Raw genomic sequence first — 19819 nt, 5'->3', positions numbered from 1 at the left:
TCTTCTTAAAGTGGGGCAATGCGCACTGGCGAGCCGTTGCCCGCCGTGGGGGAGGTCCTCGCCTCCCTCGCGACCGGCCTGTGGCACTGGGACACCGCCACCGGGCTGGTCACGGTCGACGCCGAGGCGGCCCGGCTGCTGGGGCTGCCACGGCACGAGACGGTCCTCACGGAGGCCCAGACCCGGGCCCGGCTGCACCCCGTGGACTGGAACGAGATCACCGGCGTGATCCAGCTCGCGGTGGCCGAGAGCACCCTCGCGGAGGTGCGCATCCGGATCATGGACGACCAGGGGCGGGTCGTACGGGTGGTGCGCAGCCGCTCCAAGCCGTCCTTCGACCCGGTGCGCAAGGCGTACGAGCTGATCGGCACCCTCCAGGAGGTCACCGAGCCGACGCCCGGCACCCCGGCGGGGCGGACCGCCGTCACCGGGGACTGGCGGCGCTCGCGCGAGGCCTTCCTGCTGGACGCCGGACGGGCACTGGCGGAGGCACGGTCCACCGAAGAGGTGCTGAGGGTGGCGGCGGCCCTGTCGATGCCGGGTTTCTCACCCGACGGACTGGCCGTCTTCGGCGTCGAGGGCGACCGGCTGACGATCATCGGCCATCACGGACAGCAGCCCGGTGACGAGAGTCCCTTCACCCAGATGTCCCTCCATACGGACTATCCGGCCGCCGAGGTCGTCCGGACCGGGCGGGCGGTCTACCTCTCCTCTCCCGAGCAGTACAAGGAGCGCTACCCGCTGACCTGGCCGATGGCGGCGCAGTTCGGCCGCCACTCCTGGGCGTTCCTGCCGCTCACGGTGGCCGGTCGCACGATGGGCGCCTGGATGGCCGCCTTCGCCTACCCGGTGGCGTTCACCCCGGACGAGCGCTCTGTGCTGACGACGGTCGCGCGCATGCTCGCGCAGGCCCTCACCCGCGCCGGCGCGGCGGAGACCCAGCGCGAGCTGACCGACGGTCTGCAACGCTCCATGCTCCCCACCCTCGGCCCCGAGATACCGGGCATGACCCTCGCCGCACGCTACATACCGACCGGCGGCGGTCTCCAGGTCGGCGGCGACTGGTACGACATGATCCCGCTGCCCCGGGGCCGCTTCGCCCTGGTCATCGGCGACGTCCAGGGACACGACGTCCGGGCTGCGGGCCTCATGGGCCAGCTGCGGATAGCGGTACGGGCGTACGCCGCGGAGGGCCACCGCCCCGACGCCGTCCTCTCCCGCGCCTCCGGCTTCTTCCACGGCCTCGCCGCGACCGACGGCGGGGGCGCCGGGGCGGGGTCCGACCCGCGGTTCGCGACCTGCCTCTACATCGAGGTCGACCCGGTGACCGGCGTCCTGGAGACCGCCCGGGCCGGGCATCTGGACCCCGCGATCCGGATGGCCGACGGCACCGTACTGGTCCGCGCCACCGCCGGCGGCCTGCCCCTCGGCATCGACCCGGACGCCGACTACCCCACGACCCGGCTCGGCCTCGAACCGGGCGAGGCGCTGATGCTGTGCACCGACGGCCTGCTGGAGACCGGCGGCCACGACCTCGACACCGGCTGGAGGCGTGTCCGCAAGACCCTGGAGACGCACGAGGGCGATCTGGAGGAACTGGCCGACGCGCTGGTCCAGGCCGTGCACGGGCCGTCCTCCCACCACACCACGGGCCCTCTGGCCGACCGCCGCGAGGACGACATCGCCGTCCTGCTCCTGTGCCGCCAGGGGGCGGGTGGCTGCGGCCCGGACGCCGCCGTCGTCCCGGCGCGGCAGCCGGTGCGCCGCTCGATGCTGACGGTCGCGCAGGCCGAGCCCGAGCGGATCGCCGCGGCCCGGCAGCAACTGCGCGAGCTGCTGCACGACTGGACCTGCGAGGACCAGGTCGACTCGGCGGTCCTGCTCGTCTCCGAGACCCTGACGAACGTCCTCGTGCACACCGACGCGGACGCCCTGCTCGTCGCCGAGGTCACCGGCGCCCCCGGTGAGCGCCGCCTGCGCATCGAGGTCAGCGACACGGGCGACGACCTCCCGCACCTGCGCAGCCCCGGGGAGCTGGCGTCGTCGGGGCGCGGGCTGGTCCTCATCGAACTGCTGGCCGAGACCTGGGGGGTGGCGCCGCGGGGCAAGGGCAAGAGCATCTGGTTCGAACTCAGCGAACCCGACACTCCCTAGGGGGCCGCGTCCTCGCCGGGAGCCCCGTAACGCGCCCGCAGCTCGTGCAGGACCCCGAAACCGGCGGCCGTCAGGGGAACGGCCAGCAGCATGCCCAGGATCCCGGCCACGGACGCCCCCGCCGTGATGGTGATCATCACCACCGCCGGGTGCATCTGCACCGTCCGGCTCTGGATCATCGGCTGGAGCACGTGCCCCTCCAGGACCTGCACGGCGAGCACGACGCCCAGCGTCCACAGCGCGATGACGAATCCCCGGTCGGCGAGAGCGACCAGCACGGCGACCGCCCCGGACAGGAACGCCCCGAGATAGGGGATGTACGCCCCGACGAAGACGAGGGCGCCCAGCCCGACCGCGCCGGGCACGTCGAGGACGAGCAGCCCGACGGTGATGCAGACGGCGTCGATGAAGGCGATGAAGGTCGTCCCGCGCATGAACCCCTCGACGGCCCGGAAGGCCCGCCGCGCCATCGCCTCCAGGGTGTCGCCGGTCCCGCGCGGGGCGACGGAGCGCAGCACGCCGACGGCGCGGTAGGAGTCACGCAGGAAGAAGAAGACGAGCAGCAGCGCGAGCACGGCCATCGCGATGGTCTCGCCGACGACGCTGACCCCGCTGATGACATTGGACGCGGCCGTGCCGCCGAACTTGGTGAGCAGCTCCTTCGCGTTGCCCGCGAGGTCGTCCAGCGAGGTCCCGGCGGCGCCGAAGTGCGCGGCGACACCACGCGAGGCGGACCTGAGCGCGGCGACGATCTGGTCGCCGCTGTCGATCAGCGCCGCGACCACGATGTAGACGGCCCCGCCGACCACGGCGACGACCGCCACACAGGTCAGGCCCGCCGACAGCGACCGGGGCACCCCGGCCTTCACCAGGCGCCGGTGGAACGGCCTGAGCAGCGCGGTCCCGAGCAGGGCGAGCAGCACGGGGGTGACGGCGGTCCGCAACTCCGCGCAGAGCCTGATCCCGACGTACCCGACGCCCGACGCCAGCAGAATCACGCCGCACCAGGCGGCGAACCGGCGCGCGGCCACGGGAAGCAGATGCACCCCACCACCGCACCACACCCCCACCCCCCTGTCCCCTCCACCCACCCACCCGAGTGACACCCCCGGCCCCGCCCCCGCAATCGAACACCCGCTCCTAAAGGGTGAACAACCTTACCGATGCGGCCAGTTACGGTGGCATATGCCTATTTTTCATGGCGGAGGTGATGCTCGATGTACGAGCAGAACAACACACAGCCGCCGGACCTGTCGGCGGCACAGCAGGACGCGATCGAGATCAGTGACTTCGTCTACGCGGTGACCGGAGCGCGGCTGCGCAGGCTCACCATGCCGGACGGGACGCACTGGTTCCCGGCGGTCGACGTGTGCAAGAACCTGGGTTACACGCATGTCGGTTCCACTCTGCGCAACATTGCCGACACAGCCAACGTCGACAGTGTCGAGAGTGTGCTTCAGAGGCACACTCTCAGCATTCCCGCAGGTCGGGAGTGGCGACGAGACATGAATCTCGTCAATCTCCAGGGTCTGATCCTCATGGTCAACGCCTGCACCAAACCGGAAGCACAGCCCTTCAAGATCTGGGTCTCCGAGGTCATCAGGCGCACCAGCGCGTCGACGACCTGTTCGGGCATGACGTACGCGGTGCCGCCGGCGGGGGCGGGTTGCACGGCGGCCGGCTCGAGGGCGTAGGAGCCGTCGCGCTGGATGGTGGCCCGTCGTCACGGACGACGTGCACGCGGTCGCCGCCGTCCTGGCCCCGGCGCTGGCCCGCGGCGAGGCCCGCTACCGCGTGGAGGACATCGCCGCGCGTACCGGCCTGTCGCACGACCGTGTGCACGACAGCCTGCGGATGCTGCTCAAGCGGGGATGCGTGCGGCAGACGGGATGTGGGGCGGACGGAGCGCCGCTCTACGTGCTGCCGTAGCGGGTGACATGGGTCAGGCCCGAAGTCGCAAACCAACTTTGCGGCTTCGGGCCTGTTCACACCCTAGCGGGATCTCGGCGGGGCCGGAGGCTAGATGCCTTCGGACGTCATCCCGTGGACCGCCGGGATCGTGCCCAGGCGGCCCTTCTGGAAGTCGTCGAAGGCCTGCTGGAGCTCGTCCCTGGTGTTCATCACGAACGGCCCGTAGTGGGCCATCGGCTCACGGATCGGCCGGCCGCCCAGCAGCACGACCTCCAGGTCGGGCGTGTGGGAGTCCTGCTTCTCGTCCGCGCGGACCGTCAGCGAGGAACCCGCGCCGAAGACCGCCGTCTGGCCCAGGTGGATCGGCCGACGCTCGGCGCCGACGGCACCCTTGCCCGCCATGACGTACGCGAGACCGTTGAAGTCCTCCCGCCACGGAAGGGTGAGTTCCGCGCCCGGCGCGAGGGTCGCGTGGACCATCGTGATCGGGGTGTGGGTGATGCCGGGTCCGGCGTGGCCGTCCAGCTCACCCGCGATGACCCGCAGCAGCGCGCCGCCGTCCGGGCTGGTCAGGAGCTGCACGCTGCCGCCACGGATGTCCTGGTAGCGCGGCGCCATCATCTTGTCCTTGGCCGGCAGGTTCACCCACAGCTGGAGGCCGTGGAACAGACCGCCGGACATGACCAGCGACTCCGGCGGCGCCTCGATGTGCAGCAGGCCCGAGCCGGCCGTCATCCACTGGGTGTCGCCGTTGGTGATGGTTCCGCCACCGCCCTGACTGTCCTGGTGGTCGAAGACGCCGTCGATGATGTAGGTGACGGTCTCGAAGCCGCGGTGCGGGTGCCACGGGGTGCCCTTGGGCTCTCCCGGCGCGTACTCCACCTCGCCCATCTGGTCCATCATGATGAACGGGTCGAGGTGGCGGTAGTTGATCCCGGCGAACGCGCGGCGGACCGGGAAGCCCTCGCCCTCGAAGCCGCTGGGCGCGGTCGTGACGGTGAGCACGGGACGGGCGACCGCGTCGGCCGCCGCCGTGACGCGCGGCAGGGTCAACGGGTTCTCGACGGTCACTGCGGGCATGTCCGTACCTCCTTGGGCGATGTGCGTCCAGTTTAGTTGAGCATTGAACTTTCTGCTACCCGTAACGACGGAAGGCCGGGAGGCATTCCCGTGCAGCGGAGGCCGCGCGGGAGCACGGCGCGGGGAACCCTATGACACGCCTGTGAAGGGCAGGGGTGATCCACCCGCCGCCCGAGGGGGCGGCCGGAAGGGAGAAAGGGGCGCGAGCCGGACCGTCAGCCGTACATCCGGCGCATCGCGAACTCGACCATCTGCTCGACCGCCTTCGCGTCGAAGACCATCCGGTGCTCGCCCTCCATGTCGAGGACGAAGCCGTAGCCGGTGGGCAGCAGGTCGATCATCTCGGAACCGGTGATCACGAAGTACTTGGACTCCTTGCCCGCGTACCGGCGCAGCTCCTTGAGCGAGGTGAACATCGGGATCACCGGCTGCTGGGTGTTGTGCAGCGCGAGGAACCCGGGGTTGTCGCCGCGCGGGCAGTAGACCTTGGAGGTCGCGAAGACCTGCTGGAAGTCCTCCGCGGCCAGCTGCCCCGTGGTGAAGGCCCGCACCGCGTCCGCGAGCGACGGCGGGGACGGCTCCGGGTAGAGCGGCGGCTGCTGCCCGTACCCGCCGTGGCCGCCGGCCATCGGCTGCTGCGGCGGGGCGTACTGCTGCTGCGCAGCACCGCCGTCCATGGGCTGGCCGTATCCGTACATGGGCGCAAGCGTACCGAGCGCGCCCGGCGGGCGGGGCGGTACGGGGGCCCGTCCCGGGCGCGCGTGACGCGTTACGCGTCACAGATGGCCGGATCGGGGTTGCGACTTATTACCGACGGGTAGCATCATCGGTAGCTACTAGTTGGTATCTGAACCAGCGCGAGGATCCCGGTGCCTCGCCGATCTCTCTTTACGGAGCCGTCGCCATGGGGCACTACAAGTCGAATCTCCGCGACATCGAGTTCAACCTCTTCGAGGTGCTCGGACGCGACAAGCTGTACGGCACGGGCCCGTTCGGTGAGATGGACACCGAGACGGCGAAGAGCGTCCTCGAGGAGCTGACCCGTCTCGCGGAGACCGACCTGGCGGAGTCCTTCACCGACGCCGACCGCAACCCGCCGGTCTTCGACCCCGAGACCAACACCGCTCCCGTACCCCCGGCGTTCAAGAAGAGCTACCAGGCCTTCATGGACTCGGAGTACTGGCGGCTGGGCCTGCCCGAGGAGATCGGCGGCACCACCGCCCCGCCGTCCCTGATCTGGGCGTACGCCGAGCTCGTCCTGGGCGCGAACCCGGCCGTGTGGATGTACTCCTCCGGCCCCGCCTTCGCCGGCATCCTCTTCGACGAGGGCAACGACGTCCAGAAGAAGATCGCGCAGATCGCCGTCGACCGCCAGTGGGGCTCCACCATGGTCCTCACCGAGCCGGACGCCGGCTCCGACGTCGGCGCCGGCCGCACCAAGGCGGTCCAGCAGGAGGACGGCTCCTGGCACATCGAGGGCGTCAAGCGCTTCATCACGTCCGGCGAGCACGACATGTCGGAGAACATCCTCCACTACGTCCTCGCCCGTCCCGAGGGCGCCGGCCCCGGCACCAAGGGCCTGTCCCTCTTCCTCGTCCCGAAGTACGAGTTCGACTTCGAGACCGGCGAACTGGGCGAGCGCAACGGCGTCTACGCCACGAACGTCGAGCACAAGATGGGCCTCAAGGCCTCCAACACCTGCGAGATGACGTTCGGCGACCGGCACCCCGCCCGGGGCTGGCTGATCGGCGACAAGCACGACGGCATCCGCCAGATGTTCCGCATCATCGAGTTCGCCCGCATGATGGTCGGCACGAAGGCGATCTCCACCCTGTCGACCGGCTACCTCAACGCGCTGGAGTACGCCAAGGAGCGCGTCCAGGGCTCCGACCTCGCGCAGTTCGGCGACAAGGCCGCGCCGAAGGTCACCATCACCCACCACCCCGACGTGCGCCGCTCGCTCATCACGCAGAAGGCGTACGCGGAGGGCATGCGCGCCCTCGTCCTCTACACGGCGTCCGTCCAGGACTCGATCGCCGTCAAGGAGGCGAACGGCGAGGACGCCAAGGCGGAGCACGCCCTCAACGACCTGCTCCTGCCGATCGTCAAGGGCTACGGCTCCGAGAAGGGCTACGAGCAGCTCGCCCAGTCGCTCCAGACGTTCGGCGGCTCCGGGTTCCTCCAGGAGTACCCGATCGAGCAGTACATCCGCGACGCCAAGATCGACACCCTGTACGAGGGCACCACGGCCATCCAGGGCCAGGACTTCTTCTTCCGGAAGATCGTCCGCAACCAGGGCGCGGCCCTGAACACCCTCGCCGAGGACATCAAGAAGTTCCTCGCGCTGGGCACCGGCGGCGAGGAACTGGCCGTCGCCCGCGAGCACCTGGCCAAGGCGGCCGTCGAGCTGGAGGCCATCGTCGGCCTGATGCTGACCGACCTCGCGGCCACCGAGCAGGACGTCAAGAACATCTACAAGGTGGGCCTGAACACCACCCGCCTGCTGCTGGCCTCGGGTGACGTGGTCGTCGGCTACCTGCTCCTCAAGGGCGCGGCGATCGCCGCCGAGAAGCTGGAGTCGGCCGCCACGAAGGCGCTGTCCGCCAAGGACGTGGCGTTCTACACCGGCAAGATCGCCGCGGCGAAGTTCTTCGCGGCCGACGTCCTGCCGGGCGTCACCCTGGCCCGCAAGGTCGCCGCGGGCGTCGAGCTCGACCTCATGGAGCTCGACGAGGCCGCCTTCTAGGAGAAGGGCCGGGGCCCTTAAGGCCGCGTTCCAGGACGCATCCGCACAACCGCGCAGCACTCCACATTGTCCTCACGAGGGCCCGCTCCCCATCACGGGGAGCGGGCTCTTGTCCGTCGTTAAGGTGAACCCCATGAGCGCACCCTCCCGCTTCGACCGCGGCCACACCGACGACCTCATGACGTTCCTGACGGCGAGCCCGTCGCCGTACCACGCCGTGGCGAACGCGGCCGAGCGCCTGGAGAAGGCCGGGTTCCGCCAGGTCTCGGAGACGGACGCCTGGGACGCGGAGTCCTCGCCGGTCTCCGCCGCGGGGACCGGCGGCCGGTACGTGCTGCGCGGGGGCGCGATCGTGGCGTGGTACGTGCCCGAGGGTGCCGCGCCGCACACGCCGTTCCGGATCATCGGCGCGCACACCGACTCGCCGAACCTGCGCGTCAAGCCGCAGCCGGACACCGGGGCGCACGGCTGGCGCCAGGTCGCCGTGGAGATCTACGGCGGTCCGCTGCTCAACTCCTGGCTCGACCGTGACCTGGGCCTGGCGGGACGGCTGTCCCTGCGGGACGGTTCGACCCGGCTGGTCGACGTCGGCCGCCCGCTGCTGCGCGTCCCCCAGCTCGCCATCCACCTGGACCGGGCCGTCAACACCGACGGGCTCAAGCTCGACAAGCAGCGCCATCTCCAGCCCGTCTGGGGTCTGGGCGGCGATGTGCGCGACGGCGACCTGATCGCCTTCCTGGAGGAGGAGGCCGGGCTCGCCGCGGGCCAGGTCACCGGCTGGGACCTGATGGCGCACTCCGTGGAGCCCGCCGCCTACCTGGGCCGCGACGAGGAGCTGGTGGCCGGCCCGCGGATGGACAACCTGCTGTCCGTGCACGCCGGTACGGCGGCCCTGACGGCCGTGGCGACGGGCGGCGAGAGCCTGCCGTACATCCCGGTGCTGGCCGCCTTCGACCACGAGGAGAACGGCTCGCAGTCCGACACGGGCGCGGACGGACCGCTGCTGGGCAGCGTGCTGGAGCGTTCGGTGTTCGCGCGCGGAGGGACGTACGAGGACCGGGCGAGAGCCTTCGCGGGGACCGTCTGTCTGTCCTCCGACACCGGTCACGCCGTCCACCCCAACTACGCGGAGCGGCACGACCCGACGCACCACCCCCGGGTCAACGGCGGACCGATCCTCAAGGTCAACGTCAACAACCGCTACGCGACGGACGGTTCGGGCCGGGCCGTGTTCGCCGCCGCCTGCGAGAAGGCGGGCGTGCCGTTCCAGAACTTCGTCTCCAACAACTCCATGCCGTGCGGCACGACCATCGGGCCGATCACCGCGGCCCGGCACGGCATCCGCACCGTCGACATCGGCGTGGCGATCCTGTCGATGCACAGCGCGCGGGAGTTGTGCGGCGACGCCGACCCGTACCTGCTGGCCAACGCGCTGGTGGCGTTCCTGGAGGGCTAGGGGCGTCGGACGGCGCCCCCGGCAAGTCGGCCCCCGCGCATGGGAGTCGGGCCCCTGGGTACCCGGACCGTGTGGTGAACCGGAACGGCCGGTACACCGGACAGGAGGCGACATCATGGGCCTCGGCGGGTGCATACTCCTCATCGCCGTGGGAGCCATCCTCACGTTCGCGACGGACTGGCACATGCAGGGCGTCAACCTCGACCTGGTCGGCGTCATCCTGATGATCGTCGGCCTGATCGGCGTGACGACCTTCAGCAGCATCGCCCGGCGCCGCCGCGTGATGGTGCCTCCGGCCTCGACCACGGTGGTCGAGACCGAGCGGCACCAGCGCGACGGTTACAGCGGCGGCTACGGCGTCTGACCGTGACCGGTCGGACGTACGACACGGCCGGGACCGACGGCGGCCGGTCCGCCCCGCCCGCGGCGCGGCGGACCGGGACGACCGGGACGCGCGTGCGGACGGCCGCGGCGGCGGACTCGGCCCTTCGGACTACCGGCGGCGTTTCGCACGGGCGGCCGGGGAAGCCGTGACGGTATGAGATTCCTCGTACGCGACCGGATCCTCGGCATCGGTGACGACTACTGGATCGAGGACGACCACGGCAACAAGGTCTTCCTCGTCGACGGCAAGGCGATGCGGCTGCGGGACACCTTCGAGCTGAAGGACGCCCACGGGCGGGTCCTGATCGACATCCACCAGAAGATGCTCGCCCTGCGGGACACGATGGTGATCGAGCGGGACGGCGAGCCGCTGGCCACCATCCGGCGCAAGCGGCTGTCGCTGCTGCGCAACCACTACCGGGTGGCCCTCGCCGACGGCCGCACCGAACTCGACGTCAGCGGCAAGATCCTCGACCGGGAGTTCGCGGTCGAGTACGACGGTGAGCTGCTCGCCGTCGTCTCCCGCAGATGGCTGCACCTGCGGGAGACCTACGGCGTCGACGTCGTCCGCGAGGACGCGGATCCGGCGCTGCTCATCGCGGTGGCGGTGTGCGTCATCCACCTCGCCGACAAGGAGCGGGAGGACTAGGGCCCGCGGTCCGCCGAGCAGCGTTGCGCGGGCACGCGGCACTGAGACAGCCGTTCTGGGGCGCGTGGTCCTGCGCACGGTGTTCTGCGGGCATGGTCCTGCGAACGGCATTCTGCGGGCGCGGTCCTACGACCGGCGTTCCGGGGTGCGCAGTCCGAGGACGCGGTCCTTGAGGGCCGGGAACTGTTCCCGTGTCGTGGCGACGCGGGACGGATCGAACTCGACCCTCAGGGCCTCCTCGCCGGCCCCCGCCTCGGCCAGCACCTCGCCCCAGGGATCGACCACGATCGAGTGACCCGCCTGGGGAACCCCGGCATGGGTCCCGGCCGTTCCGCACGCGAGCACGAACGCCTGGTTCTCGACCGCCCGCGCCCGCGCCAGCAGCGTCCAGTGCTCCCGCCGCCGCTCCGGCCAGCCCGCGGAGAGGACCAGCGTCTCGGCGCCGGCGTCCACGAGCCCGCGGAACAGCTCGGGGAAGCGCAGGTCGTAGCAGGTGGCGACCCCGACGGTCGTCTCCGGCAGCCGGACGGTCACCAGTTCCTCTCCCGCGCCCATCAGCACGGCCTCGCCCTGGTCGAAGCCGAAGCGGTGGATCTTGCGGTAGGCGGCCACCCGCTCGCCGTCGGGGGAGAAGACGAGCGACGTGTTGTAGAGGGTGCCCTCGCCAGGCCCGGAGCCGTCCGACGGCACCCGCTCCGGGATCGAGCCCGCGTGCAGCCAGACGCCCGCGTCGCTCGCGGCCTTCGCCATCACCTCGTGCGTCGGCCCTTCGAGGGGCTCGGCCTCGCTGCCGAACCGCTCGTAGGCGAAGGCGCCGGTCGTCCACAGCTCGGGCAGCACCACGAGGTCGGCCGCACCGGCCTGCTCCCTCACCAGCGCGGCCACGCGGGCCCGCCGCGATTCGACCGATTCGCCCTCTTCTACTGCGATCTGGATGAGCGAGGCGCGCACACTACCACCGTCCTGGCATTCGAGCCGTCCACACGGGCCTACGATCGTCACACGAAAGCACTGCCGGGGTGCCTCACAGCAGCGTAACTTGGGGATCCCCCCGATTTGAGCGCAGCCGAGAATCGGAGGAGTTTCGAGGCACCCGCCGACACCGCCACCTCCCGCTGGCATCGCCGCCACAACCCGCCCGAGTACCGACCGCCGAGGGGTCCCGTTTCCGTGAGTCTGCATCCCACCCTCCAGCCCTACGCCGACGCCTGGACCCACTCCATCGAAGCGATATCCGAACTGGTACTGCCGCTGGTGGAGGCGGACTGGAACCGCCGGACGCCGTGCCCGGGCTGGTCGGTGCGCGACATCGTGTCGCACGTCATCGGGCTGGACTGCGAGATGTACGGCGATCCGCGCCCCATCCACACCCTGCCGCGTGACCTGTACCACGTCACCAACGACATCCAGCGCTACATGGAGATGCAGGTCGACGTCCGCCGGCACCACACCGCCCCGGAGATGACGTCCGAGCTCGAGTACACGGTCATCCGCCGCAACCGCCAGCTGCGCAACGAGTCGCGCCAGCCGACCGCGGTGGTGCGCGGCCCGCTCGGCACCGAGCTCACACTGGAGGAGTCCATGCGCCGGCACGCGTTCAACGTGTGGGTGCACGAGCAGGACCTGCGTGCCGCCCTCGGCCGTCCCGGCAACCTCGACTCCCCCGGCGCGCACATCGCCCGTGACGCGCTGCTCGCCGAACTCCCGGCGGTCGTCGCCGAGAAGGCCGACGCGCCGCGCAGCTCCGCGGTCGTCTTCGACGTGCACGGACCGGTCGAGTTCCTGCGCACCATCCGCGTCGACATCCAGGGCCGCGGCACCCTGGAGACGGCGCCCGCGCTCGGCCCGGCCGCCGCGTTCACCCTCGACTGGGAGACGTTCGTCCGGCTGGCCTGCGGCCGGGTGTCGGCGGAAGCGGTCTCCGACCGGGTGAAGGCCGAGGGGGAACCGGAGTTGACGGCGGCGATCCTGCGGAACTTCGCGGTCACGAAGTAGCCGGCGCGGACCCGGCCCCACCGGGCCCGGGCGGTCACGGCGGCGGGTGCGCCGGGACAGCGGAAGGGCCCGTCGTGCGATCACGACGGGCCCTTCGCGTCGATGCGACGGCCGTTCGGCCGTCGACCGGGGGTCAGCCCAGCTTGGCGAAGCCGAAGTTCAGCAGCTTCGTCGCGTCGGCGGCGCGCACCGTCGCGTTGGTGGAGGCCAGGACCGTGCCCACGACGGTCTTGCCGTTACGGGTGGCGGCGAAGACGAGGCAGTACTTCGCCTCCGGGCCGGAGCCCGTCTTCACGCCGATGGTGCCGCTGTAGCTGCTCAGCAGCGTGTTGGTGTTCACCCAGGCCGCCATGGTGCGGGTGGAGCCGGTCTTGGTGATCGTCTTCGCGGTGTAGGACTTGGTCTTGACGACCGCGCGGAAGTTGGCGCTCTTCAGAGAGTTGCTGGCGAGCTTCGTCAGGTCCTTGGCGGTCGAGTAGTTCGAACCGTTGCCGATCCCGTCGAACGAGTCGAAGTGCGTCCGCGTCATGCCGAGCGCCTTCGCCTTGCTGTTCATCTTGGCGATGAAGTTCGACACGCGCGCGGCCCGCGTGGAGCCCGTGCCGAACTTGTCGGCGAGGGCGTACGCGGCGTCGCAGCCGGACGGGAGCATCAGCCCGTAGAGCAGCTGACGGACGGTCACCTTGTCACCGACGATGAGCCGGGCCGAGGACGCGCCCTTGGCGACGATGTAGTCGCTGTAGGCCTTCTGGATGGTGACCTTGGTGTCCAGGTTCAGGTTCGCCTGCGACAGCACGACGTTCGCCGTCATGATCTTCGTGGTGGAGCCGGTGGACAGCTTGGTGTCCATACCCTTGTTGTAAAGCGCCGCACCGTTCGCGTTGTTCATCACGAAGCCGGTCTTGGCGGCGATCGTGGGCACCGTGACCGCTTGCGCGGGTGCCGCGGTGAGGGCCCCGGTCGCGAGCACGGCGCCGGCGGTGACGGCAACGGCTGCGGCCCTGCGGACTCGGATGCCCTTGATGGCGGTTATCAACTGAAATACCCCGATTACGTCGAATGCCCCTGCGGTACGGCCAAGTTGAAGGGGAAAAAGATGGGCCGCACATGTGTGACACGTAAGTAGCACACAAAGTTGTGCGTCCGCCGGGCAGAATTTCCGATTACTTGGCCCGGCTCTTACCCGGCGCCCCGGGCCACCCACCCCCACGACGCCGCCCGGCACCCCGGCCACCGGTCCGCATGCTGGACCGGCGCACCGATGCGTACGTGTTGTATCTATCCTGTGGGCATGCCGTCCTCCGCCCCGCCCGCCCCCGCTCCCCTGAAGCAACCACCCGCCGCGGACCGCGTGTACGCCCACGTCAAACAGGGCGTCCTGGACCGCCGTTACGAAGGCGGCACCCTCCTCACCGAGGGCGAGCTCGCCGAAGCCGTGGGGGTCTCGCGCACCCCCGTACGGGAAGCGCTGCTGCGGCTGGAGGTGGAGGGGCTGATCAAGCTCTATCCGAAGAAGGGCGCGCTCGTCCTGCCGGTCTCCGCCCAGGAGATCGCGGACGTGGTGGAGACCCGGCTGCTGGTGGAGGAGCACGCGGCCCGCAAGGCGGTGCCCGCGCCGCCCGCCCTGATCGAGCGCCTGGAAGAGCTGCTCGCGAAGCAGAAGGCGCAGGCCGCCGAGGGAGACCTGGCGGGGGCCGCGGTGACCGACCGCTGCTTCCACGCGGAGATCGTCCGCAGCGGCGGCAACGCGATCCTGTCGAGGCTCTACGACCAGCTCCGCGACCGTCAGCTGCGGATGGGCGTCGCCGTGATGCACTCCCACCCCGACCGCATCGCCAAGACCCTCGGCGAGCACGAGGAGATCCTCCGGGCGCTGCGCTCCGGAGACGCCGAGGCCGCCGTCGAGATCGTCCACCGGCACGTCGGCTGGTTCTCCCACCTGGCCCGCGGGGAGGTCCGGTGAGCACCGCGCCCCGCACCGCGAACTCCACCCTTCCGGGTGATCCGCCGGGCGGCAGGCGGGCGATGACCATCTGGGGGATCGGAGTCTCGGTCTACTTCGTCGCGGTCATCTTCCGCACCTCGCTGGGCGTGGCCGGCCTGGACGCCGCCGACCGCTTCCAGGTGAACGCCTCGGCCCTGTCCACCTTCTCGATCCTCCAGCTGCTGGTCTACGCGGGCATGCAGATACCCGTGGGCCTGCTGGTCGACCGGCTCGGCACCAAGAAGGTGCTGGCCATCGGCACCGTGCTGTTCACGGCCGGGCAGCTCGGCTTCGCCTTCTCGCCCTCCTACGGCACGGCCCTCGCCTCGCGTGCCCTGCTCGGCTGCGGCGACGCCATGACGTTCATCAGCGTGCTGCGCCTGGGGACCCGCTGGTTCCCGGCCCGCCGCGGGCCGATGGTCGCCCAGCTGGCGGGCCTGGCCGGGATGGCGGGCAACCTGGTCTCGACCCTGGTCATCGCCCGGCTCCTGCACGGCATCGGCTGGACCGCGGCCTTCGCGGGGAGCGCGCTGGCCGGAGCGGTCGTCCTGGTCCTTCTGCTGCTCTTCCTGAAGGACCACCCCGAGGGGCACGAGCCCGAGCCGTTCCCGCACCGGGGCGCGGCCTACGTCCGCCGCCAGATCGCGGCTTCCTGGCGTGAGCCCGGCACCCGCCTCGGTCTGTGGGTGCACTTCACCACCCAGTTCCCGGCCATGGTGTTCCTGCTCCTGTGGGGCCTGCCGTTCCTGGTGGAGGCGCAGGGCCTGTCCCGGGCGACGGCCGGCGAACTGCTGACCCTCGTGGTGCTGTGCAACATGGTCGTGGGTCTGGTCTACGGCCAGATCGTCGCCCGCCATCACGAGGCACGGCTTCCCTTGGCCCTGGGCACGGTCGGCGCGACGGCCCTGATGTGGGCGGTCACCCTGGCCTACCCCGGCGAACGGGCCCCGATGTGGCTGCTGATGCTGCTCTGCGCGGTCCTGGGAGCCTGCGGCCCCGCCTCCATGCTCGGTTTCGACTTCGCTCGTCCGGCGAACCCGCCCGAGCGCCAGGGAACCGCCTCCGGCATCACCAACATGGGCGGCTTCGTGGCGTCGATGACGACGCTCTTCGCGATCGGCGTGCTGCTGGACGCGACCGGCGACGACTACACGATCGCCTTCTCCTGCGTCTTCGTCCTCCAGGCTCTCGGTGTCAGCCAGATCCTGCGGCTGCGCAAGCAGGCGGCCCGGCGGGAGCGGGAGCGTCTGGTGGCGAGCCGGGTGGAGACGGTGCACGTACCGGCGTAGAAGCGGCTGTTTCACGTGAAACACCGTCACGCGACGTGCGTGTAGGGGCGTTGCGGCTCGGTGACGAGGTGCCGGGACGTGCGGCGAGGGGACTCCACCGGGGCTCCCCTCGGCGAAACACGGTTGTACGGACTCCTGTTCGGCGTCTACGGTCGGGCGTCATCGACGTGTAGCTCAGCAGCCAGAGCGCCGGGCTCCACACCCGGAGGACGCGGGGGCGGAACCCGCCACGTCGGCTTATGGACGACGACGCTGACCAGCAGCACCTCGCAGACCCGGGTTACGCCCTCGGCCGGCTGGCCGGGGCGCTCAGGACCGCGCTCACCCACGAGGACCCCGCCACCCGGCGCCGGGCCGAGAACCGGCAGCGGGGCTGGCGGTCCGTGCTGGAGGGCATGGCGACCGGTCGGCTCGCCATCGGCTCGCGCACACCCGTGCGCGATCTCCCGGCCTGGGTGACGCCCGAAGTGCTCCGGGGCGGCTTCGCCACCGGAGTGCCGGGCGCCGGCGGTCCCCTGACCGAGGACGAGACCCGGACCGCGCGCCGGGCCGGAGTGCCCTTGGACCGGCGGGCGCTCTTCGCGTACTGGCTGACCGAGGAAGGGCTGACGCGCCTGTGCGAACTCCTCGACAGCGGACGGTACGAGGTGACCGTCCCCGAGGAGGCCGCCCTGCTCACCGTGGCGTGGCTGGCCCGGGCCGGCGAGACGGACGCGGCCCTCGCACTCGTCGGTGAACTCGCCCCGTTCGCGGGCCTGCTGCGGTTCACGCCGCGGCCGTCCGCCCGCCCGGCGCCGGACGCGGACACGGTGCACCGGTGGACGGTCGCCGAGGCCGGCGAGCGTCTGGCGCGACGGCGCACCAGCGCCGCGGTGGAGACCCAGCGGGAGGCCCTGGCCGTGTGGCAGCCGTTCGGCGACGAACTGCTGGCCCACTGGCTGCGGACCGCCGATGCCGGAGAGCCCGTCCACGTACTGGTCCGGGCCCCCGACGACGCCTGGCTGGAGCAGGGCGCCGGACTGCTGCGCCGCTACCGCGAGCTGGCCCGCCACCACACCCTCTGCTCCAAGCACCGCAAGCCCGGGGAGAACCTGGGGATCCTGCGCGGGGCACTGGAGGAGACCGTCGCCGGACACCGGCTGGACGCGCGCCGGCTCGGGCTGCTGCGGCACGCCGTCACGTCCATGGTGCGGCGCCGCGGGCTGCCCGGCTCGCCCGAACTCACGGCGCTGCGCCGCGAGCAGGCCGTCCAGGCGGCGCTGCCCTCGCACCGGGAGCTCGCCCGGCTGGTGCTGCGCCGGCTCGCCGGACTGGAGCAGCGAGCGGGAGTCGCCGAGGTCGCACCGCTCGTCGCCCCGGTGAGCGAGGAGGAGGCACGACAGACGGGGCTGCCCCGGGGAGCGGCGCTTCCGGCGGGTGTACGGCGGCCCGTCGAGACCGCGTTGAGCGCACCCCTGGGCACCCTCGTGGAGCGCGGGATCGTCCCGTCCGCGGAGGTGCTGGCCGAACTGGTCCCGCAGCTCGTCGCCGCGACCACCGCGCAGGTCTATCCCGACCCGGCCCTGCGTTCGCTGGCCGGCGCCCACCACCGCGCGTTCGCGGGCCGCCGTTCCCTGCTGCTGCTCGATCTCCAGCGGCAGGTCCGGGCCGAGGAACTGCCCTGGGTGCGCGCCGTGGCCGGGCAGCGGGTGCGCACCGCGACGGACGAGGTGCCGGCCCTGGCGCTGCGGCAGCTCGGCGAGCTGGCCGTGCAGGCCTTTCCCGGCACGATCCTGCCCAACCCGCTGATCAGTGAGCTGGCCGTGCTGGCCCGGCAGGCCGAGCTGGGCGCTCCCCTGGTCGAGGAGCTGGCCGCGGACATCTTCATGGGCACCTTCACCCCGAAGTTCCTCGCCGCGGCCGGGACAGCGGCGGAGCTGCTGGGCGGCGGCTCGCTCTACGAGCGCTACTACGCCGTCGACTACCGTGCCGTCCGCAACCTGGCGGTGCTGGAGGCCGGTGAGGCGTCGGTGCGCGCGGCCGGGGGCGGGTCGGTGGCCAGGACCTCGCCCGGGTTCGCGAAGCTGTGCGCCGAGCGGGCCGCGGCCGCCACCTCCCGCCGCCGGACCGCGGGCGGGTCGGTGGCGGCGAACGGCATGGTGATCGAGCAGGCGCAGATCCTCACCACGCACAACCTGGCCACCCTGGTCCACCGGGCCGGTGTCACCCCGGCGGCGGGCTGGCCGGAACTGGCCCGCCGCTGCTTCGTCACCGTGTGCCGTCTGACCGGCCGGGTGCACGCGAACCCGCGTCCGCTGCGCACGATCAAGGACGTCGCCTACGCCTGGCGTCAGCTGGTGTTCCATCTGTCCCTGTGCACCCCCGGCGAACGGGCCCGCACCCTGGCCTGGCTGTCCGAGGAGCTCACCCGGCACCCCGGCCATGTGGCGCGGCGGCTGGCCCCCGCCCTGACGGGACTGTGCCAGGTCGCCGACGGCGGCCGGGCGGACGAGGCCGGCGGCCGTCTCCTCCTCGGCTGGACCACGGAGGGCCACTGGCTGCGGGGCGACCCGGCCGTGAGCGCCTGGACCGGGCAAGGTCGGCAAGGGAAACGGACAGGGCCGCGCACTCCCGAAGGGGAGGCGCGGCCCGGTCGCCGCGGGTGCGGACCGGTCGCCGAAAGCGTGGCCCTGCCGTCGGCTAACCCCAGGTGATCAGCTTCTTCGGCTGCTCCAGGATCGCCGCCACGTCCGCCAGCACCCTGGAACCCAGCTCCCCGTCCACCAGCCGGTGGTCGAAGCTGAGCGCGAGGGTCGTCACCTGGCGGGGCTTGACCTTGCCCTTGTGGACCCACGGCTGGAGCTTGATCGCACCGATCGCGAGGATCGCGGACTCGCCGGGGTTCAGGATCGGGGTGCCGGTGTCGACGCCGAAGACGCCGACGTTGGTGATCGTCACCGTGCCGCCCTGCATGGCGGCCGGGGACGTGCGGCCCTCACGCGCCGTCGAGACCAGCTCGCCCAGTGACTCCGCCAGCTGCGGCAGCGTCTTGGCGTGGGCGTCCTTGATGTTGGGGACCAGCAGGCCCCTGGGGGTCGCGGCCGCGATACCCAGGTTGACGTAGTGCTTGACCACGATCTCCTGCGCCGCCTCGTCCCAGGAGGCGTTGATCTCCGGGTTGCGCTTGACGGCGATCAGCAGGGCCTTGGCGATCAGCAGGAGCGGGTTGACCCGCAGACCCTGCATGTCCTTGTCCTGCTTGAGCTCCTCGACCAGCTTCAGCGTGCGCGTCACGTCGATCGTCACGAACTCCGTGACGTGCGGCGCGGTGAAGGCCGAGCCGACCATCGCCGCCGCCGTCGCCTTGCGGACGCCCTTGACCGGCACCCGGGTCTCCCGGGCCGTGTCGTAGGACGCCGCGGGCGCCGCGGTGACCGGGGCCGTGACCTGCGGCTGGGCCGCCTGCGGGACCTGGGGCACCGACTCGGCCGCCGTACCTGCGGGGGCCGCCGGGGCCGCCGCCGCGTGGACGTCCTCGCGGGTGATGATGCCGTCCGGGCCGGACGGGACCACCGTGGCGAGATCGACGCCGAGGTCCTTCGCCAGCTTGCGCACCGGCGGCTTGGCCAGCGGCCGTTCCTTCACCGCGGGCGCGCCGTGGCCGTTCAGGTCCGTGCGGACCGCGTCCGGGACCTGCGCGACCGTGACCTCCGGGCCCTTGCGCGGGCGGCGCTTGGTGGAGGACGCGGCCACGCCGTACCCGACGAGGACCGGCTGCCGGCCCGAGCCGACGGACTTCGTCTCCTCGGTGGCCGGTGCCGCGGCCGCCGGTGCCCCGGTCGTCGCCGGCTCGGCCTGCGGGGAGGCCGGGGCCTGCGCGACCGCCTGCGCCGGGACCTCGGCGGCCGGGGCGCCGCCCGTACCGCCCGCGACGTCCACCGCGATGATCGACATGCCCACGTCGACCGTGGTGCCCTCGGGGAAGTGCAGCGCGCGGACCACCCCGTCGTAGGGGATGGGCAGTTCGACGGCGGCCTTGGCCGTCTCGACCTCGCACACCACCTGGCCGTCCGTCACGGTGTCACCGGGCTGGACGTACCACTTGAGGATCTCGGCCTCGGTGAGCCCCTCGCCCACGTCCGGCATCTTGAACTCGCGTACGGACGCTTCCGTCATCGTCGTCACGACCCTC

The 19819-nt window shown here is 71.5% G+C and carries 17 protein-coding genes and 1 tRNA gene; 12 read left to right on the top strand and 6 right to left on the bottom strand.

Going from position 1 to position 19819, the window contains the following annotated elements; translation table 11 throughout:
- Positions 1-18 precede the first annotated feature (18 nt).
- Entirely contained in the window at positions 19-2154 is a 2136-nt protein-coding gene (locus tag Saso_RS19105) for an ATP-binding SpoIIE family protein phosphatase (RefSeq protein ID WP_189923541.1), read from the top strand.
- On the opposite strand, the gene Saso_RS19100 is transcribed toward Saso_RS19105, so the two are convergent.
- The gene (locus tag Saso_RS19100; protein WP_189923543.1) at positions 2151-3200 is read right to left on the bottom strand and encodes an AI-2E family transporter; all 1050 of its coding nucleotides are present in this window, start codon (positions 3198-3200) and stop codon (positions 2151-2153) included. The genes Saso_RS19105 and Saso_RS19100 overlap by 4 nt on opposite strands.
- Positions 3201-3371: 171 nt before the next feature.
- Between Saso_RS19100 and Saso_RS38935 the strand changes: the two genes are divergently transcribed.
- Together Saso_RS38935 and Saso_RS38295 are read left to right on the top strand one after the other, a co-directional pair.
- Positions 3372-3848: a BRO-N domain-containing protein gene (locus Saso_RS38935; protein WP_307822236.1), complete on the top strand. Its 477-nt coding sequence runs from the start codon at positions 3372-3374 to the stop codon at positions 3846-3848.
- A 40-nt stretch (positions 3849-3888) separates the two neighbouring features.
- On the top strand, positions 3889-4083 hold the full coding sequence (locus Saso_RS38295; RefSeq protein WP_229901344.1) for a helix-turn-helix domain-containing protein: 195 nt from the start codon (positions 3889-3891) through the stop codon (positions 4081-4083).
- Between the two features lie 90 nt (positions 4084-4173).
- Here Saso_RS38295 and Saso_RS19090 read toward each other — a convergent pair whose 3' ends face one another.
- On the bottom strand, positions 4174-5145 hold the full coding sequence (locus Saso_RS19090; RefSeq protein WP_200746279.1) for a pirin family protein: 972 nt from the start codon (positions 5143-5145) through the stop codon (positions 4174-4176).
- A gap of 215 nt (positions 5146-5360) precedes the next feature.
- Positions 5361-5843 (bottom strand): SseB family protein, encoded by a 483-nt coding sequence (locus tag Saso_RS19085; RefSeq protein ID WP_189923547.1) that lies wholly within the window; start codon positions 5841-5843, stop codon positions 5361-5363.
- A 206-nt stretch (positions 5844-6049) separates the two neighbouring features.
- Between Saso_RS19085 and Saso_RS19080 the strand changes: the two genes are divergently transcribed.
- From Saso_RS19080 to Saso_RS19065, 4 genes are all read left to right on the top strand, one after another.
- Positions 6050-7891, top strand: a complete 1842-nt coding sequence (locus tag Saso_RS19080; protein ID WP_189923549.1) for an acyl-CoA dehydrogenase — start codon at positions 6050-6052, stop codon at positions 7889-7891.
- A 133-nt stretch (positions 7892-8024) separates the two neighbouring features.
- Positions 8025-9347 (top strand): M18 family aminopeptidase, encoded by a 1323-nt coding sequence (locus tag Saso_RS19075; protein ID WP_189923551.1) that lies wholly within the window; start codon positions 8025-8027, stop codon positions 9345-9347.
- A gap of 115 nt (positions 9348-9462) precedes the next feature.
- On the top strand, positions 9463-9711 hold the full coding sequence (locus Saso_RS19070) for a DUF6458 family protein (RefSeq protein WP_189923552.1): 249 nt from the start codon (positions 9463-9465) through the stop codon (positions 9709-9711).
- Between the two features lie 174 nt (positions 9712-9885).
- Positions 9886-10380 carry an LURP-one-related/scramblase family protein gene (locus Saso_RS19065; protein WP_189923554.1) on the top strand — a complete coding sequence of 165 codons (495 nt, stop codon included), beginning with the start codon at positions 9886-9888 and terminating at the stop codon, positions 10378-10380.
- A gap of 126 nt (positions 10381-10506) precedes the next feature.
- Here the strand turns inward: Saso_RS19065 and Saso_RS19060 are convergent, their stop codons facing one another.
- Complete coding sequence (locus tag Saso_RS19060; protein ID WP_189923556.1) at positions 10507-11331, bottom strand: carbon-nitrogen family hydrolase; 825 nt, start codon at positions 11329-11331, stop codon at positions 10507-10509.
- 219 nt (positions 11332-11550) lie between these two features.
- Between Saso_RS19060 and Saso_RS19055 the strand changes: the two genes are divergently transcribed.
- Positions 11551-12375, top strand: a complete 825-nt coding sequence (locus tag Saso_RS19055; RefSeq protein ID WP_189923558.1) for a maleylpyruvate isomerase family mycothiol-dependent enzyme — start codon at positions 11551-11553, stop codon at positions 12373-12375.
- A gap of 133 nt (positions 12376-12508) precedes the next feature.
- Here Saso_RS19055 and Saso_RS19050 read toward each other — a convergent pair whose 3' ends face one another.
- Complete coding sequence (locus Saso_RS19050) at positions 12509-13411, bottom strand: D-alanyl-D-alanine carboxypeptidase family protein (protein WP_189923559.1); 903 nt, start codon at positions 13409-13411, stop codon at positions 12509-12511.
- Between the two features lie 255 nt (positions 13412-13666).
- Between Saso_RS19050 and Saso_RS19045 the strand changes: the two genes are divergently transcribed.
- The 4 genes from Saso_RS19045 (at position 13667) to Saso_RS19030 (ending at position 18341) form a co-directional block, all read left to right on the top strand.
- Positions 13667-14338, top strand: a complete 672-nt coding sequence (locus Saso_RS19045) for a GntR family transcriptional regulator (protein WP_189923560.1) — start codon at positions 13667-13669, stop codon at positions 14336-14338.
- 62 nt (positions 14339-14400) lie between these two features.
- Positions 14401-15648 carry an MFS transporter gene (locus Saso_RS19040; RefSeq protein WP_189923959.1) on the top strand — a complete coding sequence of 416 codons (1248 nt, stop codon included), beginning with the start codon at positions 14401-14403 and terminating at the stop codon, positions 15646-15648.
- A 163-nt stretch (positions 15649-15811) separates the two neighbouring features.
- Positions 15812-15884, top strand: a tRNA-Trp gene (locus Saso_RS19035).
- 3 nt (positions 15885-15887) lie between these two features.
- Positions 15888-18341, top strand: coding sequence for a hypothetical protein (locus Saso_RS19030; protein WP_229901345.1), 2454 nt, complete (start codon positions 15888-15890; stop codon positions 18339-18341).
- On the opposite strand, the gene Saso_RS19025 is transcribed toward Saso_RS19030, so the two are convergent.
- Positions 18328-19812, bottom strand: coding sequence for a dihydrolipoamide acetyltransferase family protein (locus Saso_RS19025; protein WP_189923561.1), 1485 nt, complete (start codon positions 19810-19812; stop codon positions 18328-18330). The two genes, Saso_RS19030 and Saso_RS19025, sit on opposite strands and share 14 nt — an antisense overlap.
- Positions 19813-19819 lie beyond the last annotated feature (7 nt).

Origin of the sequence: Streptomyces asoensis (assembly GCF_016860545.1) — a bacterium.
In the GTDB taxonomy this organism is placed as follows: Bacteria; Actinomycetota; Actinomycetes; order Streptomycetales; family Streptomycetaceae; genus Streptomyces; species Streptomyces asoensis.
Note: the sequence above shows the minus strand (reverse complement) of the source record. Positions and strands in the feature narration are given on the sequence as shown.

Bases quoted from the DNA above. Each gene is read 5' to 3' on its own strand.
- Saso_RS19090 (WP_200746279.1), bottom strand. From the start codon at position 5,145: ATGCCCGCAGTGACCGTCGAGAACCCGTTGACCCTGCCGCGCGTCACG.
- Saso_RS19040 (WP_189923959.1), top strand. From the start codon at position 14,401: ATGACCATCTGGGGGATCGGAGTCTCGGTCTACTTCGTCGCGGTCATC.
- Saso_RS19085 (WP_189923547.1), bottom strand. From the start codon at position 5,843: ATGTACGGATACGGCCAGCCCATGGACGGCGGTGCTGCGCAGCAGCAG.
- Saso_RS38935 (WP_307822236.1), top strand. From the start codon at position 3,372: ATGTACGAGCAGAACAACACACAGCCGCCGGACCTGTCGGCGGCACAG.
- Saso_RS19065 (WP_189923554.1), top strand. From the start codon at position 9,886: ATGAGATTCCTCGTACGCGACCGGATCCTCGGCATCGGTGACGACTAC.
- Saso_RS19105 (WP_189923541.1), top strand. From the start codon at position 19: ATGCGCACTGGCGAGCCGTTGCCCGCCGTGGGGGAGGTCCTCGCCTCC.
- Saso_RS19045 (WP_189923560.1), top strand. From the start codon at position 13,667: ATGCCGTCCTCCGCCCCGCCCGCCCCCGCTCCCCTGAAGCAACCACCC.
- Saso_RS19075 (WP_189923551.1), top strand. From the start codon at position 8,025: ATGAGCGCACCCTCCCGCTTCGACCGCGGCCACACCGACGACCTCATG.
- Saso_RS19080 (WP_189923549.1), top strand. From the start codon at position 6,050: ATGGGGCACTACAAGTCGAATCTCCGCGACATCGAGTTCAACCTCTTC.
- Saso_RS19030 (WP_229901345.1), top strand. From the start codon at position 15,888: ATGGACGACGACGCTGACCAGCAGCACCTCGCAGACCCGGGTTACGCC.
- Saso_RS19070 (WP_189923552.1), top strand. From the start codon at position 9,463: ATGGGCCTCGGCGGGTGCATACTCCTCATCGCCGTGGGAGCCATCCTC.